The organism is uncultured Arthrobacter sp., assembly GCF_964021775.1.
Taxonomy (GTDB): Bacteria; Actinomycetota; Actinomycetes; order Actinomycetales; family Micrococcaceae; genus Arthrobacter.
Map to the genome: position 1 here is coordinate 28,841 of NZ_CAXHZI010000001.1, position 23,969 is coordinate 52,809.

At 68.5% G+C, this 23,969-nt stretch carries 23 protein-coding genes and 1 pseudogene; 7 read left to right on the forward strand and 17 right to left on the reverse strand.

Annotated elements, in window-relative coordinates; all coding sequences use genetic code 11:
* Window positions 1-54: 54 nt before the first annotated feature.
* The 6 genes from cobA to ABIN76_RS00145 form a co-directional block, all read right to left on the reverse strand.
* Window positions 55-1,356 (reverse strand): uroporphyrinogen-III C-methyltransferase, encoded by a 1,302-nt coding sequence (gene cobA / locus ABIN76_RS00120; RefSeq protein ID WP_346957694.1) that lies wholly within the window; start codon window positions 1,354-1,356, stop codon window positions 55-57.
* Between the two features lie 239 nt (window positions 1,357-1,595).
* Complete coding sequence (locus tag ABIN76_RS00125) at window positions 1,596-1,892, reverse strand: antibiotic biosynthesis monooxygenase (protein WP_346957695.1); 297 nt, start codon at window positions 1,890-1,892, stop codon at window positions 1,596-1,598.
* 99 nt (window positions 1,893-1,991) lie between these two features.
* Window positions 1,992-2,930 carry an ABC transporter permease gene (locus tag ABIN76_RS00130; protein WP_346957696.1) on the reverse strand — a complete coding sequence of 313 codons (939 nt, stop codon included), beginning with the start codon at window positions 2,928-2,930 and terminating at the stop codon, window positions 1,992-1,994.
* The gene (locus ABIN76_RS00135; RefSeq protein WP_346958026.1) at window positions 2,920-3,645 is read right to left on the reverse strand and encodes an ABC transporter ATP-binding protein; all 726 of its coding nucleotides are present in this window, start codon (window positions 3,643-3,645) and stop codon (window positions 2,920-2,922) included. The genes ABIN76_RS00130 and ABIN76_RS00135 overlap by 11 nt, the downstream gene beginning before the upstream one ends.
* Window positions 3,646-3,691: 46 nt before the next feature.
* On the reverse strand, window positions 3,692-4,858 hold the full coding sequence (locus tag ABIN76_RS00140; RefSeq protein WP_346957697.1) for an ABC transporter substrate-binding protein: 1,167 nt from the start codon (window positions 4,856-4,858) through the stop codon (window positions 3,692-3,694).
* Between the two features lie 224 nt (window positions 4,859-5,082).
* Window positions 5,083-6,249, reverse strand: a complete 1,167-nt coding sequence (locus ABIN76_RS00145; RefSeq protein ID WP_346957698.1) for an RtcB family protein — start codon at window positions 6,247-6,249, stop codon at window positions 5,083-5,085.
* A 191-nt stretch (window positions 6,250-6,440) separates the two neighbouring features.
* Between ABIN76_RS00145 and ABIN76_RS00150 the strand changes: the two genes are divergently transcribed.
* A complete protein-coding gene (locus ABIN76_RS00150) occupies window positions 6,441-6,767 on the forward strand; it encodes a GYD domain-containing protein (RefSeq protein ID WP_346957699.1) in 327 nt (108 codons plus the stop codon).
* 47 nt (window positions 6,768-6,814) lie between these two features.
* Here the strand turns inward: ABIN76_RS00150 and ABIN76_RS00155 are convergent, their stop codons facing one another.
* The 6 genes from ABIN76_RS00155 to ABIN76_RS00180 all read right to left on the reverse strand — a co-directional run bounded on the left by ABIN76_RS00155 (window position 6,815) and on the right by ABIN76_RS00180 (window position 13,737).
* Entirely contained in the window at window positions 6,815-7,822 is a 1,008-nt protein-coding gene (locus ABIN76_RS00155) for a hypothetical protein (RefSeq protein ID WP_346957700.1), read from the reverse strand.
* A 108-nt stretch (window positions 7,823-7,930) separates the two neighbouring features.
* Window positions 7,931-9,355: a GTP-binding protein gene (locus tag ABIN76_RS00160; RefSeq protein ID WP_346957701.1), complete on the reverse strand. Its 1,425-nt coding sequence runs from the start codon at window positions 9,353-9,355 to the stop codon at window positions 7,931-7,933.
* Window positions 9,355-10,284 carry a sulfate adenylyltransferase subunit CysD gene (gene cysD / locus ABIN76_RS00165; protein ID WP_346958027.1) on the reverse strand — a complete coding sequence of 310 codons (930 nt, stop codon included), beginning with the start codon at window positions 10,282-10,284 and terminating at the stop codon, window positions 9,355-9,357. Before cysD ends, ABIN76_RS00160 begins: the two co-directional genes overlap by 1 nt.
* Before the next feature lie 149 nt (window positions 10,285-10,433).
* Window positions 10,434-11,183: a phosphoadenylyl-sulfate reductase gene (locus tag ABIN76_RS00170; RefSeq protein ID WP_346957702.1), complete on the reverse strand. Its 750-nt coding sequence runs from the start codon at window positions 11,181-11,183 to the stop codon at window positions 10,434-10,436.
* Window positions 11,180-12,925 (reverse strand): nitrite/sulfite reductase, encoded by a 1,746-nt coding sequence (locus ABIN76_RS00175; protein ID WP_346957703.1) that lies wholly within the window; start codon window positions 12,923-12,925, stop codon window positions 11,180-11,182. The genes ABIN76_RS00170 and ABIN76_RS00175 overlap by 4 nt, the downstream gene beginning before the upstream one ends.
* Before the next feature lie 74 nt (window positions 12,926-12,999).
* Window positions 13,000-13,737, reverse strand: a complete 738-nt coding sequence (locus ABIN76_RS00180) for a CbiX/SirB N-terminal domain-containing protein (RefSeq protein ID WP_346957704.1) — start codon at window positions 13,735-13,737, stop codon at window positions 13,000-13,002.
* A 60-nt stretch (window positions 13,738-13,797) separates the two neighbouring features.
* Between ABIN76_RS00180 and ABIN76_RS00185 the strand changes: the two genes are divergently transcribed.
* Window positions 13,798-14,469, forward strand: coding sequence for a trimeric intracellular cation channel family protein (locus ABIN76_RS00185; RefSeq protein WP_346957705.1), 672 nt, complete (start codon window positions 13,798-13,800; stop codon window positions 14,467-14,469).
* Window positions 14,470-14,483: 14 nt separating this feature from the next.
* Window positions 14,484-14,912: a hypothetical protein gene (locus ABIN76_RS00190; RefSeq protein ID WP_346957706.1), complete on the forward strand. Its 429-nt coding sequence runs from the start codon at window positions 14,484-14,486 to the stop codon at window positions 14,910-14,912.
* A 292-nt stretch (window positions 14,913-15,204) separates the two neighbouring features.
* On the opposite strand, the gene ABIN76_RS00195 is transcribed toward ABIN76_RS00190, so the two are convergent.
* From ABIN76_RS00195 to ABIN76_RS00215, 5 genes and pseudogenes are all read right to left on the reverse strand, one after another.
* The gene (locus tag ABIN76_RS00195) at window positions 15,205-15,327 is read right to left on the reverse strand and encodes a hypothetical protein (RefSeq protein ID WP_346957707.1); all 123 of its coding nucleotides are present in this window, start codon (window positions 15,325-15,327) and stop codon (window positions 15,205-15,207) included.
* A 623-nt stretch (window positions 15,328-15,950) separates the two neighbouring features.
* Window positions 15,951-16,037: pseudogene (locus tag ABIN76_RS00200) on the reverse strand (hypothetical protein); the annotation flags it as partial.
* A gap of 383 nt (window positions 16,038-16,420) precedes the next feature.
* Window positions 16,421-17,521 carry a polyprenyl synthetase family protein gene (locus ABIN76_RS00205; RefSeq protein ID WP_346957708.1) on the reverse strand — a complete coding sequence of 367 codons (1,101 nt, stop codon included), beginning with the start codon at window positions 17,519-17,521 and terminating at the stop codon, window positions 16,421-16,423.
* Window positions 17,518-18,858, reverse strand: a complete 1,341-nt coding sequence (locus ABIN76_RS00210; RefSeq protein ID WP_346957709.1) for a geranylgeranyl reductase family protein — start codon at window positions 18,856-18,858, stop codon at window positions 17,518-17,520. Before ABIN76_RS00210 ends, ABIN76_RS00205 begins: the two co-directional genes overlap by 4 nt.
* Before the next feature lie 12 nt (window positions 18,859-18,870).
* On the reverse strand, window positions 18,871-19,662 hold the full coding sequence (locus tag ABIN76_RS00215) for a demethylmenaquinone methyltransferase (RefSeq protein ID WP_346957710.1): 792 nt from the start codon (window positions 19,660-19,662) through the stop codon (window positions 18,871-18,873).
* 87 nt (window positions 19,663-19,749) lie between these two features.
* Here ABIN76_RS00215 and ABIN76_RS00220 point away from each other — a divergent pair, with 87 nt between their 5' ends.
* The 4 genes from ABIN76_RS00220 to ABIN76_RS00235 all read left to right on the forward strand — a co-directional run bounded on the left by ABIN76_RS00220 (window position 19,750) and on the right by ABIN76_RS00235 (window position 23,930).
* Window positions 19,750-21,129 carry an isochorismate synthase gene (locus ABIN76_RS00220; protein ID WP_346957711.1) on the forward strand — a complete coding sequence of 460 codons (1,380 nt, stop codon included), beginning with the start codon at window positions 19,750-19,752 and terminating at the stop codon, window positions 21,127-21,129.
* Between the two features lie 292 nt (window positions 21,130-21,421).
* Entirely contained in the window at window positions 21,422-22,228 is an 807-nt protein-coding gene (locus ABIN76_RS00225) for an ABC transporter substrate-binding protein (RefSeq protein WP_346957712.1), read from the forward strand.
* Between the two features lie 104 nt (window positions 22,229-22,332).
* Window positions 22,333-23,124 (forward strand): amino acid ABC transporter permease, encoded by a 792-nt coding sequence (locus tag ABIN76_RS00230; protein ID WP_346957713.1) that lies wholly within the window; start codon window positions 22,333-22,335, stop codon window positions 23,122-23,124.
* A gap of 8 nt (window positions 23,125-23,132) precedes the next feature.
* Window positions 23,133-23,930: an amino acid ABC transporter ATP-binding protein gene (locus ABIN76_RS00235; protein WP_346957714.1), complete on the forward strand. Its 798-nt coding sequence runs from the start codon at window positions 23,133-23,135 to the stop codon at window positions 23,928-23,930.
* The last annotated feature ends 39 nt before the right edge of the window (window positions 23,931-23,969 follow it).

Sequence of the window (23,969 nt, forward strand, 5' to 3'; positions counted from 1 at the left end):
CATAAAAGCCCTTTTGAGGCTTGATAACGGCAGTTGTGGAGCAATCGACGGTCTTTACGGGGTCATGACGCGGGTCTGGGTGGTGCGTGTGCTTCGGGGTGCGTTCGGGGACGTGGTGCTGTAGTCCGCGGTCTTGAAGTGCGACGGCGCGAACGGGCTGACGCGGACCACGTCACCGATCACGATCACGGCGGGATTCGCGACGCCTGCGGCCTCCGCCTGGTCCGCGATGGTCTCGAGCGTTCCGATGGTCACCCGCTGGTTGGGCAGGTATCCATTCTCTACGATGCCAACAGGTGTCCCGGCTGGCAAACCGGCGCGGCCCAGCGAGGCCGCGGAGTCGCGCAGTTGTCCCACGCCCATGAGCAACACCACGGTGTGGTCGGCGCGGGCGGGGACTTCGGAGAGCTCTTCGTGGCCGGTGACCACACTGAAGCCTTTGGCCAGGCCGCGGTGCGTGACCGGGATTCCCGCGGCGGCGGGGACGGAGACCGCCGAGGTGACGCCGGGGACGACTTCCACCTCGACGCCGTGCTGCCGGCAGAATTCGGCTTCCTCGCCGCCGCGGCCCAGCACGTAGGGGTCGCCGCCCTTGAGCCGGACCACCCGGTGGCCGGCGAGGGCTTCGTCCACCAGGATCCGGTTGATCCCGGACTGCGGGACCGGGTGGTGGCCCGGGGTCTTGCCTACCTCGATCACGCGGACGTCCGGGGCGAGTTCGGCCAGGAGTTCACGCGGGCCGAGCCGGTCGGCGACGACGACGTCGGCCTGGCCCAGAAGCCGCCGGCCGCGGACGGTGATGAGGCCGGTGTCCCCGGGTCCGCCGCCGACGAGCGCGACGCTGCCGGGACCGTCGGCTGAGCCTGTGCCCGAAGCGCGGTGGCGGCGCAGCGGCAGGTCCCCGGTGTCCAGGGCGGTGGCGACGGCGTCGCGCAGGGCCATCGCGCGGCGCGGGTCTCCCCCGGCGTTGACGGCGATTTTGACGTCGTCGACGACGGCGACGGCGGGCGTCCAGGCGGCGGACGCCTCGTGGTCGGAGGCGTTGACGCACCAGATGCGCTGCGCCTCGGCGTCGGCGGCGACCTGCGCATCCACCGCCGCGTCGCCCGTGGCGGTCTGGACGAACCAGGCGGCGTCGACGTCGGATCCGCGGTACGGGCGGGGCTGCCAGCTGAGCAGCCCGGCGTCGGCCAGTTCGTTCAGGGCCGGGCAGGCAAGGGGCGCCACGACCGTGACGCGGGCGCCGGCGTCGAGCAGTCCTTTGGCGCGGCGTGCGGCGACGGGTCCGCCGCCGACCACCAGCACGGGGCGGCCGAGCAGGCGCAGCGCCGTGGGGTAAATGTCCTGAATTGCCATGCATCGACGATAGGGCGGCGTCCGAAAGCGGAACAACGGTGCGGAAACACCAGTTCACGCAGGGTAACCGGGCGTAACCTGGGGTCCGCCCCCAGTGGCGCTGCCGATGTTTGGGTGGGTCGCCGGCGCTCCGGGGGAACTTTGAGGGCTGCGGCAGCCGCACCAGCCTCAAACGACGGCGGGTCCGTGTCAAAGCCGCCCGGGACGGACGGCACCGAGTCCTGAAAGAGCCCTGGCCCCTACTTCACCGCGATGACTTCGACCAGTTTGATGTCCGGGTCCTTGGCGAGCAGCGCCGGGCCGTGTTGGCCGAGGGCGGCAGGAATGGCGCCGTTGAGGTGGGCCTGCCGGTCCTCCTCGGTGTCGAAGGTGTCGAAAATGCCGAAGGTGTTCTCACTGACCCGGAAGGCGTACCAGGTCCGGGTGCCGGGTTCGCCGAGCACGATCTCGCGGCCGCCGTTGAGGAAGTCCCAGACGTCCTGTTCCTTCCCCGCTTTGGCTTCGACCAATGCCAGCACTCCAAATTTTGGTGCCACGGCTGTCTCCTTGGAATCGGGATGGACGGCCGGATAACGGCCTGTAGCCGTGAGTGTAGGCCTGCCCGTCGCCGCAGACAACGCCTGCGGAAGGCGGTCCTACCGGGTGCTGCCGGCGAGGAGGCCGCGGCGGCGCAGCAGGCGCTTTTCGATCGGGGCGAAGACCAGCAGTTCCACCAGGATGCCGACGGCGAGGATTAGCAGAATGGCCGCCAGCACGATGGTCATGTCCGCGAGGTCGCGTCCCTGATTCAGCATGGAGCCAAGGCCGAAGCCCATGCTGCCGCCCACAGTGATGATTTCCGCGGCCATCAGCGAGCGCCAGGAGAAGGCCCAGCCCTGCTTGAGCCCGCTCAGGTAGCCCGGCAGCGCGGCCGGAAGGACAATCTGCAGCGCCAGCTGCAACCGCGAGGCACCCAGGACCGCGCCGACGCGGCGGTACTGCGGCGGGATCTGGTCGACGCCGGAGATCAGCCCGTTGATGATCGAGGGGATGGCGCCCATCAGCACTACGAAGTACACGGTGGCATCGCTTAGGCCGAACCAGATGATGGCGGCCGGCACCCAGGCCACTGAGGGCAGGACCTGCAGCCCCGAGATCAGCGGTCCGAAGGCGCGGCGGAGCGGGGCGACCTGGGCCAGCAGCAGGCCCACCGGCGTCGCAATGACGACGCTGATCAGGAAGCCCGTGACGCCGCGCTGCAGCGACGTCCAAACGGCCTCCTGCAGTTTGCCCTCGGCCCCTAGTGTGCCGAGCTGGCCGATGACATCCAGCGGGCCGGGGACCAGGTCCCGGCGTTTGATGCCGAGCCAGACGTACAGCTGCCAGGCGACGATGAGGACGGCGAGCGCGGCCACCGGCAGCAGGATCCGGGTCCAGTCGATGCGGGCCCGACGGACGGCATCCGACTGGAGCGAATCGAGTCCGGCTTCCAGTTCGCGCAGGTCTGCGGGGCTCGTCGAGGACCGGGTCAGGGCGGCGTGCACCTTGTGGGTCTCGGCCGGGGCTTCCGTCACGGGAAGGGGGCTACTTGGCATGGCGGCGGATCTCCTCGCGTAGCCGGGCGGTGATGACGCCGGTCAGGTGTCCGGCCAGGCCGGCGTCGGTGCGGTGGTCCTCGGAGACGCGCCATTCCTGGACCACGCGCCCCGGCCGGGAGGAGAGCAGCAGCACGCGTTGGCCCAGCCGGACGGCTTCCCGGACGTTGTGCGTCACAAACACGATGGTGCGGCCGGTTTCCTTCCAGATCCGTTCCAGCTCGTCGTGCAACAGGTCCCGGGTGATCGCATCCAGGGCGGCAAACGGCTCGTCCATCAGGAGCAGCTGCCGGTCCTGCGCCAGCGAGCGCGCCAGCGCCACCCGCTGGCGCATGCCGCCGGACAGCTCGTGCGGGCGCTTGTCCCCCGCCCCGCCCAGGTGCACCAGGTCCAGTAGCCCGTTGGCCTGCGCCCGGCGTTCGGCCTTGCCGACGCCGCGCAGTTTCAGCGCAAGCTCCACGTTTTCGCGGGCGGTCAGCCAGGGGAACAGTGCCGCGTCCTGGAACATAAAGGCCGCGCCGTCGCTGGGCACCTCGAGGGCGCCCGACGTCGGGGCCTCCAGTCCGGCGATTATGTTCAGCAGGGTGGACTTGCCGCACCCGGACGCACCGAGCAGCGCAACGAACTCGCCCCGGCCAATGCTGGCGTTGACGCCGTCCAGCACCGGGGCGCCGTCGCCGAAGCGCTTGCCCAGGTTTTCCAGTACGACTGGCATGGTCACGTCCTAACTGTTGTGGCGGGGCGGGCTGGGGGCTAAGGAGCTAGTCCTTGCCGAGGCCCCGCGCGGAGGTCTTGGTCCCGGACACCGCGTCGAGCGTGCTGAGGTCGAAGATGCCGTTAATGTCCGCCTCCTTGGTGGTGCCGGCGTCGACGCCATCCCGGAGTAGTTTCTGGTACGTTCCGGCGAGCGGATCGACGGTGAAGACGATGTTCTGGAGCGAACGGTCGATCACGTCGGCCGGGAGCGCCTTGCCGGCGGCTGCCTTGAGGGCGGCGTTGAGGACGCTGGCCTTCTCGGCGGAAGGCGCCGCGTTCAGCCAGTCCACGGACTCAACGTGGCCCTTCAGCAACGCCTTTACGGTGTCCGGGTGCCCGGCGGCGAACGTCTTGTTGACGATCAGCACGGTGGTGGGGAATTCGCCGGGCTTGCCGGAGAGTGAGCCGTCCCAGAGGTCCTTTTCATCGACCAGGACTTTCGCCCCGGCCTGCAGCACCAGCCGGGAGGCCCACGGCTCCGGCAACCACGCGCCGTCGAGCTTGCCGTCCTGGAACAACTTCAGGGTCTGGGCGTTCTCGGTGGGGTTGATCGTGACGTCGCCGCCGCCGCCGGTGCTGGTCTTATAGCCCTGTGTTCCGAGCCAGGCGCGCAGCGCCACGTCCTGGGTCCCGCCGAGCTGCGGCGTCGCGAGCGTCCTGCCCCGGAGATCCGCGGGCGAAGTGATGCCCGGCTTGACCACGAGCTGCGCCCCACCGGAAGCTGCCCCGGCGATGATGCTGACGGACGCGCCTTTGCTCTTGACGTAGGAATTGATTGCCGGGTTGGGGCCGATGTAGGTGGCGTCGATGGCGCCGGCGTTGAGCGCTTCGATCGCGGCGGGGCCGGCGTTGAACACTTCGGTGCTGAGTTTGGTCTGGCCCAGTTCCTTGGCGATGAACCCCTTGCTGACGCCGATCAGGGCGGGGGCGTGGGTGATGTTGCCGAAGTAGCCGAGCTTGAGTTCCGCGGCCGGCGAGGTACCCGCGGCCGGCGCCGTCCCGGCGTCGTTGTTGCGGGACACCGTCGAGGCGACGGCGGCGCCGGCACCGATCAGCAGGGCCAGTCCGACGGCGGCGCCGATTTCGACGGCGCGCCGGCGCCTCGGTCTGGCCGGTTCGCCGGCGACGATGCGGGTGGTGCCGGGAGTTGGGTCTTCGGGGGTGGATGACATGGAAGGATCCTGTTCGCGGAGGGGGCGGGTGGGCCGGGCGGGTGGTCAGCGCCGGCGACATCGCCCCTGCAGCGCCCTGGCGGAGGGGCTGTTGGATCGTTCCGGAGTGGTCATGGCTTCACCCTAGGGAGAGTGGAGAACAGGGTTCAATGGTGCGGAAACCCGGGGTCACGGTTGTTCATCCAGCGTCACATGGGGAGCCTGAATCGGCACTGCGCCGCGGCTCAGTCACCTTTGACGTTGACGAGTTGCCGGAGCTTGTGCCGCACCCTGACGAGGTCCGCTGAGTCGCGCATCACCAGGTCGATGGGCTTGTAGGCGGCCGGGATCTCGTCGATGAACGCCTCCCGGGGCCGGAATTCGATGCCCTGCATGGCGGTCTTCAGCTGGGCGAGCGAAAACATCTTCCGGGCGGCGGTACGGGAGTACTCCCTGCCGGCGCCGTGCGGCGAGGAGTTCAGCGTGACAGGGTTTCCGAGCCCGACGACGACGTAGGACGCCGTACCCATGGACCCGGGGATCAGGCCCGCGTCGCCGGCCTCGGCGCGGATGGCACCCTTGCGCGAGACCCAGACGGACCGGCCGTAATGCGTTTCCTGCGCGGTGAAATTGTGGTGGCAGTTGATCCGTTCGAGCTCCCGGACGGGCCCGCCGATCCAGAGTTCAAACTGCTGGACCACCCGGTCCATCATTTCCTCGCGGTTGAGCAGGGCAAAGTGCTGCGCCCACCGCAGTTCGCGGATGTAGCGGAGGAATTCGGGGGTGCCCTCCTCGAGGTAGGCCAGGTCGCGGTCCGGCAGGGCGAGATGCCGGCGCAAGTCCACGCTGCGAGCCTCGGCGATGTGGCGCTGCGCGATCTTGTTGCCCACCCCGCGGGAGCCCGAATGGAGGAACAGCCAGACCGCCGCGTCCTCGTCCGCGCACACCTCGATGAAGTGGTTGCCCGAGCCGAGCGAGCCGAGCTGAAGTTCCCAGTTCACCGCGTACGCGGCCGGGTCAAATCCGGCCTTTGCTGCCATTCTGCGCAACTCGGCGAGCCGCGGCGCGGCGGTGGCGGAGATCCTGCGGTTGAAGTGGCCGGCCGATAACGGTATGGCACGTTCGATTGCTTCGCGCAGCCGCCTCAGGTCCCGTGGCAGATCCTTGACTGCATATTGGGTGCGGACAGCGATCATGCCGCAGCCGATGTCCACACCCACGGCGGCCGGGATGATGGCGCCCACAGTCGGGATGACCGACCCCACGGTGGCCCCCTTCCCCAGGTGGGCGTCCGGCATCAGCGCCAGGTGCGGGTAGATGATGGGCAGCTGGGCGGTGGCGAGGGCCTGCCTGCGGGTTTGGTCATCCAGAATGGAGGCCCAGCTGATGAGGCGGCTGTTGATGACTTCCAAGGATCTGCCCTCCCAGGACGATGATCGTCGGCTGATGGCCGGGTGGCAAGGGACGAGCTTCAGCGGTGGTTCGCCGAGTGGCGTTGACGGGTGACCTTGACGGGTGGTTTCGACGAGCCCCGCGGCCATTGCTGGGCCGGCGGCCGACTGCCATCCTTACTGGACCGGCACCCGCAGGAAAGGACAAGTCGATGCCCCTCTATCTGTCGAAGTTCAGCTACACACCCGAGACGTGGGCGAGACTGATCAGCAAACCGGAGGACCGAAGGAAAGCCGCCCAGGCCTATATCGAATCGGTGGGCGGGAAACTCCACGGCTTCTGGTACGCCTTCGGCTCCCACGACGGCTACAACCTGTGGGAGGCGCCCGATAACGTGTCCATGGCCGCGGTGGCTCTCGCGATCAGCGGCGGCGGCGCGCTCAGCTCCTTCGAGACGACGGTGCTCCTCTCGGTCGACGAAACCATGGAAGCCCTCGCCAAAGCCGAGCAGATCAAGTACCGGCCACCGGGTACCTGACAGCGGCGCGGCGGGCTTCAGCGGCAGGGCTTCCGCGGGCGGCAGGCTCAGTCCTGCATGCGCTCCAGCCGGTGCGTCAGCTTCGCCTCCCGTTTCGGGTCGCCGCCCAGGGCCTTGGTCCGCGCAATGTAGTCAGCGCCCCAGGTCTTCAGCAGGAAGTCGTCGGCGATCCGGACGTGGCCGGCGGGGAATTTGTAGTCCATTCCCTTCGCCACCGAGGACCAGTCGGCGGCGCCGAACAGCTGCTCGGCGTCTGCGACGGTCCGTACACCGTTGGCTGCCAGCACGTCACCCAGCCAGCCATACTGCCGCGCCTGGCTCCTGGGGTGGTCGGGCAGCAGCCGGGCCAGCATGTCGTGCAGAATGTCCCCCGTCAGCTCTGTCGCGGGGTTTGCGGCGAACTCGGCCGTGCTTTCGGCCTGCCGGCGTTTGACGATGTCGTTGATGGCGGAGAACTGGGCGTCCGCAAGTTCGATCAGGGTTGAGGCCATAGTGAACGCGCGGTCCACTTCCGCGTTGGCCTCCGCGAGCCCCTTGTAGCGGATGTCATGCTCGAATGCCGCCCACGCGTGCTGCAGCACGGTCCGGATCTGGACTTCGAAGCGCTCGCCGACGAACGTCTGGCAGCCCACCGGAACGTTCCCGGCAGGGACTTCGAGGATGAGGTGCCGGCCGGCGTAGCCGATCTGGCCGTTCCGCCGCTGGGAGCTCGTCTTGTCGTCGTCCTCGCGGCAGCTGAACTGCCCCTTCAGGGCCGTGGCGACGTCCGCAATGTCAGGCTCCAGGAACATAATGATCCGGACGCCGATGAGGTCGTCCAGCTGCTCGAGGCCGCGTTCGTACTTGAATCTGCCGTCGGCGGTGAGGCGGTCCAGCTTCTCCTTGACCGAGCCGGGATCCTTGACCCGTGCCTGCACGGTGTGGTGGTTGAGTCCGTCGTCGCGGAGCCGGGCGCGGATGGCGTCCCCGATCGCTTCCGAAGCCGCAGTGAGCCGGGGCAGCAGGACGCTGTAGTGCTCCAGGGACCTGGCAACAACGGAATCATGATCTTCCAACCGCTCCCCCTCGGATCATCGCGCAGCGCCTCTCATCAGCAGGGTATCCAAGGCTGCCGGTTTCAGCTATCGGCACACCGGCAGGCGCTTCCCGGCGGAGGATCAGCATCAGATCGAGTAGCGCTCATCCTCGTGGTCGCCCGGATGGTCCCTGACAAGCCCGGCGGCCAGCGTGTTGCCGTCCTGCGGGTCGATGACCAGGAACGCGCCGGTCCGCCGGTGGTGCAGGTAGTTTTCCAGCGGCAGCGGGGCCGCCAGCCGCAGCTGGGCGTGGCCGATGTCGTTGAGCTCCAGCGTGGACGCGCCTTCCAGCTTGAACGTGGCAAGGTCCAGTTTGCCGCTCACGTTCCTGACCAGCGCCTGGACGGTTCGGGTGCCGTGCTTCACCAGCACCTTGGCGCCCTCCCGCAGCGGCTTCGGCGAGAGCCAGCACAGCGCCGCGTACAGGTCGGCGGTGGACCCGGAGAAGGTTCCCGCCGCAGCGATCGTGTCGCCGCGGGCGACGTCGAACTCGTCCGCGAGCCGCAGCGCGACGGATTGGGGCGCCACAGCCTCGGTAAGTTCGCGGCCCGCGAAGTCGATCCCGGTGACGGTGGTGGTGCGCGGCGCCTGGCCCGGGGTCAGGACACTGACCTGGTCCCCCACTTTCACGGACCCTTCGGTGATCTGCCCGGCGTAGGCGCGGTAGTCCCGGTAGCCCTCGACGTCGAGGCCGCCGGCGACGGCGTCGGGCGCCAGCGCACCCTGCGGCCGGACGACCAGCTGGACCGGGAAGCGGAAACTCTCCAGGTGGCTTTCGAGTTCGTCCGCGGCGGGTAGCGTTTCGAGGACCTCCAGCAGCGCCGGGCCCTGGTACCAGGGGGTGCGGGCCGAGCGGTCCACGACGTTGTCGCCGTCGAGGGCGGACACCGGAATGACCAGCAGGTCGGTGATGCCATCGGCGCCGAGCCCCAGCTCGCGGCCCACCTGCTGCACGTCGGCTTCGATCGCGCGGAACACGTCCTCGCTGAAGTCCACGAGGTCGATCTTGTTCACGGCGACGACGACGTGCGCCACGCGCAGCAGCTGCAGCACGGACAGGTGCCGCCGGGTCTGTTCCAGCACACCCTTGCGGGCGTCGATCAGCACGACGACGGCGTCCGCGGTGGACGCGCCGGTGACCGTGTTCTTGGTGTACTGCACGTGCCCGGGGCAGTCCGCGAGGATGAAGCTGCGGCGGTCCGTGGCGAAGTAGCGGTAGGCGACGTCGATGGTGATGCCCTGCTCCCGCTCGGCCCGCAGGCCGTCGGTGAGCAGCGCGAGGTCGATCGCCTGGACACCGGCTGCACCGGCGCCGCCGAAGCCGCGGTCCGCGGAGGTGCGGGCGACGGCGTCGAGCTGGTCCGCGAGGATCGCCTTCGAGTCGTGCAGCAGCCGGCCCACCAGGGTGGACTTGCCGTCGTCGACCGAACCGGCGGTAGCGAACCTGAACAGGGAGGCTGAAGCAAGGCCGAGGCTTGCGGCGTCGCCAGGCACAGTTGCGGTGGTGCTCATTAGAAATAGCCGTCCTTCTTGCGGTCTTCCATGGCGGCCTCGGAGATGCGGTCATCGGCCCGGGTGGCGCCACGTTCGGTGATGGTGGAGGCGGCGACCTCAATCACGACGTCGCGCACGGTGGCGGCGGCGGATTCGACCGCGCCGGTGCAGGACATGTCGCCGACGGTCCGGTAGCGGACGGTCTTGGTGATGACTTCCTCGTCGTCGCGCGGCTGGGAGACCTCGCCGACCGCCCGCCACATGCCGTCGCGGGCGAAGACCTGCCGCTCGTGGGCGTAGTACAGGCCCGGCAGCTCGATGTTTTCGCGCTCGATGTAACGCCACACGTCCAGCTCGGTCCAGTTGCTGATCGGGAACGCCCGGACGTGCTGGCCCACAGTGTGCCGGCCGTTGTACAGGTTCCACAGTTCGGGCCGCTGGTTGCGCGGGTCCCACTGGCCGAATTCGTCGCGCAGGCTCAGGATGCGTTCCTTGGCCCGGGCCTTGTCCTCGTCCCGGCGGCCGCCGCCGAAGACGGCGTCGAACTTGTTGCGCTGGATTGCGTCCAGCAGCGGCACGGTCTGCAGCGGGTTGCGCGTGCCGTCGGCACGCTCGGCCAGCTCACCGGAATCGATGAACTCCTGGACGCTGCCGACGACGAGCTTGAGCCCCAACCGTTCCACGGTCCGGTCCCGGAACTCGATGACCTCGGGAAAGTTGTGCCCGGTGTCCACATGCAGCACCGGGAACGGCACCTTCCCCGGCCAAAACGCCTTCGTAGCCAGATGCAGCATCACCACAGAATCCTTGCCGCCAGAGAAAAGCAACGCCGGCTTCTCAAACTCGGCAACAACTTCGCGGATGATGTGAATCGCCTCAGATTCCAAAGTATCCAAAGACGACAGGCGGGCCGCGCGCGGAGCCGCAGAACTCAGGTGACCCGACAGCAGAGCCGGAGCAGCAGATGCCGCCCCGGGAGTGGCATCGGGCCTGTCGGAGCCGCGCGCATCGTCCGAAGGACGGATGCCGCGCGGCGCAGGGGCGGGGGCGGCATCTGCTGCGGAGGCGTAGCCGGCCGTCGTCGTGCTCAAGTTGCTCATACGTGTAGTCCGCATTCTGTCTTGTCGGTTCCTGCCCAGCGTCCGGCCCGGGGGTCGTCGCCGGGCGCCACCCTGCGCGTGCAGGGCTGGCAGCCAATGGACGGGTAGCCCTGTGAAAGCAGCGGGTTGACGGGGAGAAGATTGGCGTCGGAGTACTGCACCAGCTGGTCGAAGCTCCAGGCCGCCACCGGGTTGACCTTGACCAGGCCGTTGGCGTCGTCCCAGGTCACCAGCGGGGTGTTGGTGCGGGTGGGGGCCTCGTCGCGGCGGACCCCGGTGAACCAGAGTTCGTAGCCGGCCAGGGTGCGGCGCAGCGGGGCCACCTTGCGCAGCGCGCAGCACTGGGCGGGGTCGCGGGCGAAGAGGTCCTTGCCGAGCAGCCGGTCCTGCTGCTCCACGGTGGTTTCCGGCAACACGTCGACGACGTTGACGCGCAGGTTCGCCGCCACTTCGTCGCGCGTGGCGTGGGTTTCCGGGAAGTGGTAACCGGTCTCCAGGAACAGCACGTCGACGCCGGGCAGCTGGTCCGCGACGAGGGCGGGCAGCACGGCGTCGGCCATGGAGCAGGCGACGGCGACGGTGGGCAGCTCGAAGTGGCGCGCCACCCAGGCGATCACCTCGCGGGCCGGTGCGTCCCAGCCGAGTTCGGCGGCGCCGGCCTCGGCGAGGGCCTTGAGCTCGTCGTGCGTGCGGAGAACCGGGCCGGTGGCAGGCCATGCCGCCCCCAACGGCTGAACGTTGCTCATTGCAGGTCCCCCTCGTCGGCGGCGAAGGCCCATTCGGCGAAGGTCTGGTCACCGGTGCGGTCGGCGGCGAACTTGCGGACGACGCGCTCGACGTAATCCGGAAGGTCCTCGGCCGTGACTTTGAGGCCCCGCACGGTGCGTCCCAGGCCTGCTTCCTCGCGGCTGTCCGAGGCCAGCCCGCCGCCGAGGTGGACCTGGAAACCCGGGGTGGGGTCGCCGTCGGGCGTGGGAAGCATCATGCCCTTGAGGCCGATGTCCGCGGTCTGGATGCGGGCGCAGGAGTTGGGGCAGCCGTTGATGTGCAGCGAGAGCGCTTGCGGGAGCTGTTTGGATTCGGCGAGGTCGGCAAGGCGGCGTTCCAGTTCGGCGACCGCGGTGGCGGCCGTGACCTTCGTTTCCACGATGGCCAGCTTGCAGAATTCGATGCCGGTGCAGGCGATGGTGCCGCGGCGGAAGACCGACGGCCGGGCGGACAGGCCCAGCGCGTCGAGTTCGGCGACGAGCGGTTCCACCTGGTCCTTGGGCACGTCCAGGACCACGAGCTTCTGGTGCGGGGTGGTGCGCAGCCGCTGCGAGCCGCGGGCCTCGAGGGTGTCCGCCAGGGCCACGAGCTGGCTGCCGGAGAGCCGGCCGGCCACCGGGGTGGCGCCGATGAAGAACCGGCCGTCCTTTTGTTCGTGCACGCCGATGTGGTCGCCCGGGGTGGCCGGTTTGGGGGCGGCGGGCCCGTCGTCGAGTGTGTAGCCGAGGTACTCGTCCTCGAGGATCCGGCGGAACTTCTCCGGCCCCCAGTCGGCCAGCAGGAACTTCAGCCGGGCCTTGGTGCGCATCCGGCGGTAACCGTAGTCGCGGAAGATGCTGGTGACGCCGAGCCAGACGTCGGCGGCCTGGTCCGGGCGGACGAACGCGCCGAGCCGCTTGCCCAGCATCGGGTTGGTGGAGAGCGCACCGCCCACCCAGAGGTCGTAGCCGGCGCCGAGTTCCGGGTGGACCAGGCCCACCAGTGCGACGTCGTTGATCTCGTGGACCACGTCCTGGCTGGGGTGGCCGGTGATGGCGGTCTTGAATTTGCGGGGCAGGTTGGCCAGTTCCGGGTCGCCGATAAAGCGTTCGGCGAGCTCCTGGATCAGCGGCGTCGGATCGATGATCTCGTCCTTGGCGATGCCCGCAACCGGGGAGCCCAGGATGACGCGGGGCACGTCGCCGCAGGCCTCGGTAGTGGACAGGCCCACGGACTCGAGCCGGCGCCAGATCTCCGGCACGTCTTCGACCCGGATCCAGTGCAGCTGGATGTTCTGCCGGTCGGTGAGGTCGGCCGAGCCGCGGGCGAAGTCGACGGAGATCTGCCCGATGACGCGCAGCTGTTCGGTGCTGAGGGCTCCGCCGTCGATCCTGACCCGGAGCATGAAGTACTTGTCTTCGAGTTCGTGCGGCTCGAGCGTGGCGGTCTTGCCGCCGTCGATCCCGGGCTTGCGCTGGGTGTAGAGGCCCCACCAGCGGAAGCGGCCGTGCAGGTCGGTGCCGTCGATCGAGTCGAAGCCGTGCTTGGCGTAGACCGATTCGATACGCTCGCGCACGTTCAGGCCGTTGTCTTCCTGTTTCCAGGTTTCGTTGGCGTTCAGCGGGGCGGTGCCGTCCACTTTCCACTGCCCGTGCGGCTTGGCCGCGGTGCGGGCGGGGCGGTTGGGGCGGCCTGCGGCAGCCTGGTCCGGGGACGCTCCGGCTAGAGCTGTATCAGTCATGGATCGACTGTAGGGGCGGCCGTAATGGCGTCACAAAGGGTCAGAAACGCGGGGTCACCTAGGGCAACATTTCGTCATGTAGCGCTGGCGGCGACCGCCGCGTCGTAGCGCGCGAGGGCGATCTCGGCGAGGACCGGGGAGGGCAGCAGCGGCGCGGTGACCAGGTCCGCGCCGGCCTTGGCGAGCTGGTCGTGGAAGAAGCCCGGGGCCAGGAGGTAGGAGGCGATGACCACGCGTCCGCCCAGGTCCACCGCCCCGGCCGAACGCCCCGCGCCCGCGCCTCCCGCGGCCTCCTCGCGGAGCATCGCGACGGCCTCCGGCACCGACGGCTTGGCCGAGGCGCCGTACGCGGCCACGATCCGGTTGGAGCGGAGGGCTCGCAGCTGGACCGCGAGTTCCTCGACGTTTTCCGCGGCGGTGGCGTCGGAGGAGCCCGCGGCGGCGAGGATTACGGCGTCGTTGTCGGTCACGCCGGCCTCGCGCAGCCGCTGGTCCAGCAACGCCGCGAGCCGCGGGTCCGGACCCAGCGGCGCCGCGGCGAGGGTGCCCGGCCGGCTCTTGACCGCCCGGGCGATGTCCACCTTGACGTGGTAACCGACGCTCAGCAGCAGGGGGACGACGACGGCGGTTTTCCCCGCCGGGAGCCCCGCCACGACGGCAGGCAGTTCAGGGTCCTGCACGTCAACGTAGGCCTCGCGGACGTCGAGCCCGGGACGCAGCGCGGCGATCCCGGCCCGCAGGGCATTGACCTCCGCCGCGCCCTGCGGGCTGGAGGTGCCGTGGGCGCAAGCGATCATGATGGGGCTATTCATAGCCGTTAGCGTAACCTTGGACCCGCCCCATCCGCCCCCTGCAACCGACCGGGACGCCGCATGACCTTCTCCTTTAGCCTCGTTATGGTCTGGCTGGACCTGGCCGGCGTCTTCTTCTTCGCCGTCTCCGGTTCGCTGCTCGCGGCGCGGAAGCAGTTCGACATTGTCGGTTCCCTACTGCTGGCCTCCGTGGTGAGCCTGGGCGGCGGCGTCATCCGGGACATCATCATCAATTCCGGGCCGCCGGCAGCCTTCACCAACCCGGCGTACCTCGCTCCCCCGCTGCTGGCGACGGTGCTGGTGTATTTCCTCTTTTCCAGCGTCCAGCGCTTCACGTCGCTGCTGGTCCTGTTCGATGCCGGCGGCCTGGCCCTGTTCTGCATCACCGGAACCCTGAAGGCCCTCGCCGCGGGCATGCATCCGGTGGCCGCGGTGCTCCTGGGGGTCACGACGGCGGTGGGCGGCGGCCTGCTGCGGGACATCACCGCCAACGAGGTGCCGCAGCTCTTCGACCCCAAGGACATCTACGCCCTGCCGGCGTTTGCCGGGGCCGCGCTGACCGTGGCGCTGTCCGTCACCGGGACGTTCACCGCGGTGGCAGCCAGCGCGGTGGCGGCCGTGGTTTTCGCCTTCCGCGTCACGGCCTGGCGGCGCCACTGGTACGTGCCGCTGGCAGTCCGCGGCTGGCACCGGCTGGGGCTGGATGCGGCCGAAAGCGGCCACAAGGATTAGCTAGGATAAGAACCATGACTGACATGTTCCTCGAGAAGTTCCGCGCGCTTGTTCCGAAGTATCTCGAAGACGAATGGCAGGAAGAGGACGGGCTGCCGGCAGACGAGCTGGACGCGGCCCTCGCCGAGCACCAGTTCCAGGTCCCGCTGGTCCTGCGGGAGTTCTACCTGGCCCTCGGCGGCTGCGAGGACCTCATGGAGGCCTACCACTACTTCTGGGACCCCGAGGAGCTCGAGGTCGACGACGAGGGCTTCCTGATGTTCCTCGAGGACGAGGAGGAGCAGTTCACCTGGGGCTTCCGCGTGGGCGACCTCAGCGTCCCGGACCCGATCGTATACCGCCGCAACAACGCCCGCGGCCAGTGGAAGAGCGAGGAAGGCACCTTCTCCGAGTTCGTCTTCGACATGTTCGAGTGGGCCTTCAACGACGAGGACGAGGACTAAGACCCGCCGGCCGGCCTTCCCCGGCTTTCCCGGCTGCCCGGCCGCGGAGTACGGCGGAGTACGGCTCGGTGTCCGTTGCCTCCGCCGTCCTTCCGGGGGAACTTTGGCACGGACACGCCGTCTCCCGGTCCAGGATTCACCGGCTGCGGCTCCAAAGTAGCCCCGGAATGCCGCCGCCCGGTCCGGGATTCTCCGTTCGCGGCTCCAAAGTAGCCCCGGAATGCCGCCGCCCGGTCCGGGATTCTCCGTTCGCGGCTCCAAAGTAGCCCCGGAATGCCGCTGACGCCGACCGTCACGGCCGGAAAGCGCCCGCTCGCCATAAGTCCAGTACCGCGAGGACCTCTGCGACCATCCGCTGCGGGTGATGGACGACGTCGTCGTAGCCGAACCTGAGCACCAGGTAACCACTGACCACGGCCGCATTGTTGCGGCGGCGCGCCGCACCTGCCGCGGCTCCAGGTGCGGCGCGCCGTCGGTCTCCACGACGATGCCGTCTTCCACCAGGAAGTCGACCTCCCCGACGCCGGGGATCTCAACATGCCTGCGCACCTGGAGCCCGCCCCGGGAGAAAGCCGTGTTGGCGAGTACCTCCAGTAGCGAGTCCGCCCGGGGAATAACCAGGTCCAGCACTGACCTGGCGCGAGCATTGCGGTTTCCCGGAAGTTTTCTTCGGAGGAAAGACAGCGTGATGTCCCCACGGCCCGCGGCACACTGGACCATAACAAGGGCCTCCAATTCGGGCAGGCAGCGCAGGGCATGAATTAAGACGTCGGCCAGTCCTGCCATCGGGAGTCTGGGGTGCCGTGGATGCAGCAAGGGCCCGTGTGCCACAGAGCCGGGCGGCGCCGACCGATGGCCGAGACACAGATGTAAGCTTCGGGCGGGTGCCAAGGTCCATAAGCCGTAGCCAGGGGCAGCCGACAAGCACGTCAGCAGGCCCTTCAACTCGCAGGCGGTCCGGTAGGTGCTGGAATCCCGCGGCAGTCCGTAGTGCCCGCGGCGGATCCTCACCATGGCACCACCGGCCACAGCCTGGCTGACTCGATGGCGGCTGAATCCTGCCCGGATAAGGTCACCCGCGGTGGCCGTTCCGCCCCGTGAGGCCAGGAAAGTGGCTAGCTCCATCCACCCACTGTGCCCGCTCAGCAGACAGCGGAGTCCGCTCCGACTGCGATATGTGGACAACCCCGCTGCAGCCGAGGGGCACTTTGACACGGACACGCCGCTGAATCAGGGCCCGCGCACGCTTTCGAGGTCCAAAGTGCCCCTGCAGCGCCGCGCACCCGGCGCCCGCAAGTCCGTGACAGGCGATTTACAGAACCCCTAGACAATATGACACAACTGTCATAAGCTCATTCATGGGTTCACCAAATGCCTCCGGTGAATCTGATGCGAACGGAGAAATGGCCCCGGTTCCGCACAACGGACGACTCGTAACGTTGTGAAGAACCGGGGCCATTCCGTTTAACGTCTCGGCACCCTGGGCGGGAATGTCCCGCCGGAACCCGCTAGCTGCTGCGGTCCACCACGGCGTGCGCGAAGCTGGTCAGCGAATCCTTGACCACGCCCTCGGGCAGCGGGTCGAGGGCCGCGATAGCTTCGGTGGCCCAGGCACGCGCCACGGTCCACGACTCGGCGGTGACGGGGTGTTCGCGCAGCCCGGCGACGGCGGCCGCGAGGGCCTCGTCCGAGCTGAGGTCGCCGTCGATCAGCTTCAGCAGGTCGACGGCGGACTGGTCGCCGTCGGCCGCGGCTTTGCGCAGCAGCAGCACCGGCAGCGTTGGCACACCTTCGCGCAGGTCGGTGCCCGGCGATTTGCCGGACTTGACCTTGACGCCGGTGACGTCGATGACGTCGTCGGCGAGCTGGAAGGCGACGCCGACCTTCTCGCCGTACTCGACCAGCAGTGCCTCGTAGGATTCATCCGCTCCGGAGAAGATTGCACCGAGCTGGCCGGAGGCAGCCACCAGCGAGCCGGTCTTGTCCGCGATCACGGAGAGGTAGTGCTCCACCGGATCCTCGTCCGGCCGCGGGCCCACGGTCTCGTGCAGTTGGCCCAGGCACAGCCGCTCAAAGGTGCGGGCCTGGATGCCGAGCGCCCGGGAACCGAGCTCGGAGACCAGGATCGATGCCCGCGCGAAGATGAGGTCGCCGGTCAGCACAGCCACGGAGTTGCCCCAGACCTCGTGCGCCGTGGGGGCGCCGCGGCGGAACGGCGCGGAGTCCATCACGTCGTCGTGGTACAGCGTGGCCAGGTGCGTCAGTTCGACGACGACGGCGGCCTGCACCACGGCGGGCAGCGAGGCGTCGCCCAAGTGCGCGCAGAGCAGCGTCAGCAGCGGCCGGATGCGCTTGCCGCCGGCTTCCACCAGGTGGCGCGACGTCGCGTCGGCCAGCGGATCCGAGTTCGCGATAGCCTCGCGCAGCTTCTTCTCCACCCGTGCGAGGTTCGTGGTGATGGCCGGGCCCAGTTCCGGGTCCCCGGCGATCGCCGCGAAACCCGCCGGCAGCTGGAGCCCGGTGGCGATGGCGGTGGTGTTCAGGCTGGGTTCGGCGCCCGGCAGGCCGTGTCCGGCATGCGTCCAGCTTTGGTCTGCAGAGTTGGTCACGGGTTAACCCTAACTTTTTGTTGCGGAATCCGCGGATTTGAGCTTGGAACGGGCCGGGTGTTGGAGGTGGCCGGGACCAGGGCTTCGAGGACCCGGATCATCCGGTCCTCGAGCCCCTTGGCCGAGGGGTCGGTCAGGTTGGCCAGCAGCCGGACCACGAACTTCATCAGCACCGGCAGGGGCATGCCCGTCCGCAGCGCCAGTTTCATCACGGCCGGCTTGCCGATCACTGCGGCAAAGGCCCGGCCCAGGGTGAAGTGGGAACCCCACTGCTGCCGAACATAGCCGGCGTAGCCGGCAAGGCGCGCATCGGCGTCGGCCGTGCTCCAGCCCGCCGAGGCGGAACGCGCCGCGGTGTCGATGATGTACTCCGCCGCGAAGCGGGCGGACTCCATGGCGTAGGAGATCCCCTCGCCGTTGAACGGAGAGACCATCCCGCCGGCGTCGCCCAGCAGCAGCAGGCCCGGCGAGTAGTGCGGGGTGCGGTTGAAGCCCATCGGCAGCGCGGCGCCGCGGATCTCGCCCACCTGGTTCTCCGGCGTGAAGCCCCAGTCCCCGGGCATCGCGGCCGTCCACTCGCGCAGCACCTGCTTGTAGTCCAGCTTGCCGAATTCCTTGGAGGAGTTGAGGATCCCCAGTCCCACGTTGGAAGTGCCGTCGCCGACGCCGAACACCCAGCCGTAGCCCGGCAGCAGCTTGCCGTCGCGGCCGGGAAGCTCCAGCCAGCCTTCCATCCAGTCGTCGTCGTGCCGCGGGCTGGTGAAGTAGGTGCGCACGGCCACCCCCAGCGGCCGGTCGTCACGCTTTTGGATGCCGAGCGAGACGGCGGTGCGGGAGGAGTTCCCGTCCGCGGCGAGGACGACGTCGGCGCTGAAGTCCCGCGTTTCGCCGGTCTTGCGGCCGGCCTCATCGAGCAGGGCGGCGCGGACGCCGGTGACCCGGCCGTCCGCGGAGCGCAGCGCCTCGGTGACGCTGTGGCGTTCCAGGACGACGGCGCCGGCGGACTGGGCGTGCCGCGCCAGTTCCTCATCGAAGCCCAGGCGGGTGCGGATCAGGCCGTACTGCGGAAAGTCGGAGACCTCGGGCCAGGGAAGTTCGATGGTGCGGCCGCCGGCGATCAGCCGCAGCCCTTTGTTCCGCCGCCAGCCCTCGCTTTCGGGGTGCGGCAGGCCGAGCTTCTGTATTTCCCGGACGGCGCGCGGGGTCAGCCCGTCACCGCAGACTTTCTCGCGCGGGAAGCTCGTTTTTTCGAGGACCGTGACGTCGAGGCCGGCCTGGGCAAGATAGAACGCGGCGGTCGATCCGGCCGGACCTGCCCCGACGATCAGTACTTTCACAGCGGCTGTCGGCTAACGTTCGGGCCGGGTGATGTTGCGCCGCAGCTTGGCCACGGGGCCGGTGTGGTTGGCCAGTGCCGCGGCGCCCGCGGCGGGGCCGGCTGCCGGGCCGGCCTGCTTCTGCGCACGGTGGACAGCGACGATTCCGCCGCTGAGGTTGCGGTACGTGACGGACTCCCAGCCAGCTTCCTGCAGCCAGGCCGCGAGGTGGTCCTGGTCCGGCCAGGCGCGGATGGACTCGGCGAGGTAGACGTAAGCGTCCGGGTTGGAGGAGACCTTGACGGCAATCGCGGGCAGCGCGCGCATCAGGTACTCGGTGTACATGGTCCGCCACAGCGGCACCACCGGCTGGGAGAACTCGGCGATGACCAGCCGGCCGCCGGGCTTGGTGACCCGGAGCATCTCGGCGAGGGCCTTCTTGGGCTCGTTGACGTTGCGCAGGCCGAAGGAGATGGTGCTGGCGTCGAAGGTGTTGTCCGCGAAGGGCAGGCGGGTGGCGTCGCCGGCGATGAAATCGATGTCCGGGCGGCGGCGCTTGCCGACCTTGAGCATGCCCAGGGAGAAATCGCAGGCGATCACGTCGATGCCGGCATCCGCGTACGGCTCGCTGGACGTGCCGGTTCCCGCGGCCAGGTCCAGCACACGCTGGCCCGCCTTCACATCCATGGCTTCGACGACGATCCGGCGCCAGCGGCGCGTCTGTCCCATCGACAGGACGTCATTGACGACGTCGTATTTGGGGGCGACGTCGTCAAACATCGTGGCTACTTCGTCCGGACGCTTATCCAAGGATGCTCGGTTCACCCCGTTATTGTCTCAAATCTTCGACGCACCCCCTAACCACCGGGCCGGCCGGGGCGCGGCGCGCTGCGGGAGTAGTGTTGTCTCATCATGACCAGCGCGTTCCGTACCCGAATTATCAGGACACTGACAGTCCCCCTCGATGCCGATTCGTTCCCCGGGGGGCTGCCGTCGTTCCTGGTCCGCGACGACGTGCTTTGCTGGACGCGCCGCGAGGCCGGCCTGGTGGGCTTCGGTGAGGTGGCCCGGTTCAGCGTCACCGGGCCCGAGCGGTTCCTCGAAGCGGACATCTGGTGGCGGCACCTGGTCCTCGAGGCGGAGATCACCGACCTCGTCGGCGGCCCCGGTACCGGCCCGGTGGCCTTTGGCTCGTTCGCCTTCTCCAAGGTTTCCGCGCACGCTTCCCGGCTGATCGTCCCCGAAATCGTGGTGGGCCTGCGTGACGGCAACGCCTGGCTCACCCAGCTCACGTTCGACGACGGCGAGCTCACCGAGGCGGGCGCCCGCGCCGCCCTGCGCCGCTGGCTCGACGTGGACGGCGCCGGTCCAACCCCGGCGTCGGACAACGCGGCGGCGTCGGCGTCGTCGGCCGTGGCGTCGTCGGCCGCGGACCAAGCCGGGCGGGACGCGAAACTCAGCACCGGCTCGCTCAGCGAGGCGGACTGGATGGCCGCCGTCGCCGAGGGCGTCGCCGAGATCCGCACCGGCGCGCTGGAAAAGCTGGTGCTGGCCCGGGACATCGTGGCCACCGTGCCCGACGGCGTGGATGCCGCCGAGATCCTGCGGGAACTCGCGGTCCGCTACCGGGAGTGCTGGACCTACGGCGTGGACGGCCTGGTGGGTTCCACCCCCGAGATGCTGATCCAGGTGGAGGGCCGCACGGCGCAGGCACGCGTCCTGGCCGGCACCCTGGACCGCCGCGACGCCGACGGCATGGCCGGCTCGCCGCTGGAGTTCGCCGAACGGGTGCTCGCCGGGTCCGAGAAGCAGCGGCATGAGCATGACATCGCCATCCAGTCGCTCACCACCCAGCTGGCGCCGTTCTCCGAGGCCATGAACGCGCACAGCGAGCCGTTCATCCTGGAACTGCCGAACGTCTGGCACCTGGCCTCGGACGTGAAGGCCGAACTGACCGAGGTGGAAGGCCACGTGCCCACCTGCCTGGCCCTGATCAACGCGCTGCACCCGACCGCCGCGGTTTGCGGTACGCCCACCACCGTAGCCGGCGCCCTGATCCGCAAACTTGAACACCTGGACCGCGGCCCGTACGCCGGCCCGGTCGGCTGGCTCGACGCCGCCGGCAACGGCGAGTGGGGCATCGCGCTGCGCGGCGCGGTCATCGAGGGTCCGGACACGGTCCGGCTCTACGCCGGCTGCGGCGTGGTGGAGGGGTCCGTGCCCGAAGCCGAACTGGCCGAGACCTGGGCGAAGTTCCGGCCGATGCTGGAGTCCCTCGGCATCAGCAGCTGACTCCCCTACCGGCCGGGCGTCCGTAGCGTCCGCGGGGCCCGGAGCGTCGGGGCCGGGCCCGGGGCCTCCGCGGGGCGGGGGCGTCCGCGGGGCGGGGCCCGGAGTGCCCCGCCCGTTTCTGCCGGCGAAACGAATCCGGAATTACAGACAGCCGCCGGGCGCGCCCTCTTGAATTTTGCCTGCCTATAGTTATCCAATAGTGAAACTAAGTTTCCTGTGATGCACATCTCTTATTCGGCGATAGACTAAAAGCCGTTTTGTCACGCATGCCCCTGCAACAAAAGGTAAAGAAATGCTGATCTCCCGTTCCCTTCTGGCCGGCTCCGCGGCCAAAGCGGCAGCCCTCGTCGCTGTCGGCGCCCTCGCCCTGACCGGCTGCAGCACCTCCGGCGGCTCGACCACCACCGATTCCGGCGTCAAGCTGATCGAATCAGGCAAGCTCACGGTCTGCTCGGACATCCCCTACGAGCCGTTCGAATTCGTCAAGGACGGCAAGAACGTCGGCTTCGACATGGATCTGGCCTCCGAGATCGCCAAGGACCTCAAGGTCGAGCCGAACGTCCTCACCGTTGCCTTCGAGGGCATCCAGTCCGGCCAGGCCCTGAACACCAATCAGTGCGATGTTGCCGTCTCCGGCATCTCCATCACCGATGCGCGCAAGACCGTGATGGACTTCTCCACCCCGTACCTCGACGACGACCTGTCGCTGCTCGTGACCAAGGCGTCCGGGCTGAAGAACCTGGCCGACCTCAAGGGCAAGAAGGTCGGCGTCCAGCAGGGCACCACCGGCGAGGAATACGCCAAGTCCAAGGGCCTGGAGACGATCCAGTACGAGAACACCGGCCTGCTGATCCAGGCGATCAAGACCGGCGGCGTCGACGCGGCGATCAACAACCAGTCGGTACTCGGCTTCGCGGCCAAGGGCGACGACTCCCTGGTGTTCGCCGAGACCTACAAGACCGGCGAGCAGCTCGGCGTCGCGGTCAAGAAGGACAACAAGGCTATGACCGACTCGGTCAACAAGACCCTCAAGCGCCTTGCGGACGACGGCACCATCACCAAGCTCAAGACCACCTGGTTCGGCGAAGCCGCCAAGTAACCCACCAGCCCGGACCGACCACAGCGGGGCGGTTCCGGATCAGTCATTGGCTCCGGCCAGTTCCTGACCCGGAACCGCCCAGCAACATGTAAAAGGCAAATCACATGGCACTGACTGTTCGCCAACGGGCCCGCGTGAGCCGGTCCGTTCAGTACGGACTGCTGGCACTCGCCGTCGTCCTGTTTATCCTCTTCGCCGACTGGGCCTCCATCGGCAAGGCGTTCTTCAACTGGGACTCCGCGGTCAAGCAGTTCCCGGAGATCATCACCCTGGCGCTGAAGAACACCCTGATCTACACGGCGCTGAGCTTTGTGGTGGGCCTCTCCGGCGGCCTGCTGCTGGCGCTGATGAAGCTCTCCTCGGTGGCCGTGTGGCGCTGGATCGCCACGCTGTACATCGAGTTCTTCCGCGGCGTCCCGGCCCTGCTGGTCTTCATTGCCTTCGGCTTCGGCATCCCGACGGCGTTCGGCGTCCGCTTCGACATCTACGTCACGGTCATGCTGGCGCTGGGCATGGTGGCTGCGGCGTACATCGCCGAAACCCTGCGCGCCGGCCTGCAGGCCGTGCCGAAGGGGCAGCTCGAGGCGGCCCGCTCGCTGGGCATGCCGCACTGGCGGGCCATGGTCTCGATTGTCATTCCGCAGGCGTTCAAGATCGTCCTGCCGCCGCTGACCAACGAGGTCATCCTGCTGACCAAGGACTCGTCCCTGGTCTACCTGCTGGGCTTGGCGGCGTCGCAGTACGAGCTCACCAAGTTCGGCCGTGACGGCATCACGCAGCCCAACGCCGGCCTGACGCCGCTGGTGATCGCCGGCGCCTGCTACCTGATCATCACCGTTCCGCTCGGAATTCTGGCCCGCCGCTTTGAATCCCGAACCGCCAAGACGAAGGGCTAGGGCTCACCATGACTGAATCAACGTCATCGGCAGCTGCGAAGCAGATCCAGGCCGCCGGGGTGTCCATTAAGGAGCTCCGCAAGTCGTACGGCTCCAACGAGGTCCTCAAAGGCATCGACCTCGAGGTCGCTCCCGGCGAAGTGGTGTGCCTGATCGGGCCCTCCGGTTCCGGCAAGTCGACCCTGCTGCGCTGCGTGAACCTGCTCGAGCAGCCCAACGTGGGCACCATCCACGTCGGCGGCTTCGAATCGACCGACCCGGACGTGGACATCGACAAGATGCGCCGCAAGGTCGGCATGGTGTTCCAGCAGTTCAACCTCTTCCCGCACCTGAGCGCGCTGCAGAACTGCACGATCGCGCAGACCAAGGTGCTCAAGCGCAGCCAGGCCGACGCCTCGGCGGTGGCCCGAAAGAACCTGGCCCGCGTGGGCCTGGACCACCTCGCGGACCGGTTCCCGGACCAGCTCTCCGGCGGCCAGCAGCAGCGTGTGGCCATTGCCCGGGCGCTGAGCATGGACCCCGAACTGATGCTCTTCGACGAGCCCACCTCGGCCCTGGACCCGGAGACGGTGGGCGATGTGCTCGCCGTCATGCGGAACCTGGCCAAGGAGGGCATGACCATGCTGGTGGTGACCCACGAGATGGGCTTCGCCCGCGAAGTCGCCGACCGCGTGGTCTTCATGGACGGCGGCGTGGTGGTGGAGGAAGGCCCGGCCGAGCAGGTCATCGGCGCCCCCACCCAGCCGCGCACCAAGGAATTCCTCCGCCGCGTCCTGGACCCGACGCACATCGATATCGCGGAGTAACCCTTTCCGCCTCGATTTCGGACAGCCGCTACGTGGATC

Excerpts from the sequence above, each read along its gene's own strand:
- ABIN76_RS00130 (WP_346957696.1), bottom strand. The coding sequence starts at position 2,930 with ATGCCAAGTAGCCCCCTTCCCGTGACGGAAGCCCCGGCCGAGACCCAC.
- ABIN76_RS00135 (WP_346958026.1), bottom strand. The coding sequence starts at position 3,645 with ATGCCAGTCGTACTGGAAAACCTGGGCAAGCGCTTCGGCGACGGCGCC.
- ABIN76_RS00235 (WP_346957714.1), top strand. The coding sequence starts at position 23,133 with ATGACTGAATCAACGTCATCGGCAGCTGCGAAGCAGATCCAGGCCGCC.
- ABIN76_RS00140 (WP_346957697.1), bottom strand. The coding sequence starts at position 4,858 with ATGTCATCCACCCCCGAAGACCCAACTCCCGGCACCACCCGCATCGTC.
- ABIN76_RS00150 (WP_346957699.1), top strand. The coding sequence starts at position 6,441 with ATGCCCCTCTATCTGTCGAAGTTCAGCTACACACCCGAGACGTGGGCG.
- ABIN76_RS00220 (WP_346957711.1), top strand. The coding sequence starts at position 19,750 with ATGACCAGCGCGTTCCGTACCCGAATTATCAGGACACTGACAGTCCCC.
- ABIN76_RS00175 (WP_346957703.1), bottom strand. The coding sequence starts at position 12,925 with ATGACTGATACAGCTCTAGCCGGAGCGTCCCCGGACCAGGCTGCCGCA.
- ABIN76_RS00230 (WP_346957713.1), top strand. The coding sequence starts at position 22,333 with ATGGCACTGACTGTTCGCCAACGGGCCCGCGTGAGCCGGTCCGTTCAG.
- cobA (WP_346957694.1), bottom strand. The coding sequence starts at position 1,356 with ATGGCAATTCAGGACATTTACCCCACGGCGCTGCGCCTGCTCGGCCGC.
- ABIN76_RS00225 (WP_346957712.1), top strand. The coding sequence starts at position 21,422 with ATGCTGATCTCCCGTTCCCTTCTGGCCGGCTCCGCGGCCAAAGCGGCA.
- ABIN76_RS00160 (WP_346957701.1), bottom strand. The coding sequence starts at position 9,355 with ATGAGCACCACCGCAACTGTGCCTGGCGACGCCGCAAGCCTCGGCCTT.
- ABIN76_RS00190 (WP_346957706.1), top strand. The coding sequence starts at position 14,484 with ATGACTGACATGTTCCTCGAGAAGTTCCGCGCGCTTGTTCCGAAGTAT.
- ABIN76_RS00185 (WP_346957705.1), top strand. The coding sequence starts at position 13,798 with ATGACCTTCTCCTTTAGCCTCGTTATGGTCTGGCTGGACCTGGCCGGC.
- ABIN76_RS00180 (WP_346957704.1), bottom strand. The coding sequence starts at position 13,737 with ATGAATAGCCCCATCATGATCGCTTGCGCCCACGGCACCTCCAGCCCG.
- ABIN76_RS00170 (WP_346957702.1), bottom strand. The coding sequence starts at position 11,183 with ATGAGCAACGTTCAGCCGTTGGGGGCGGCATGGCCTGCCACCGGCCCG.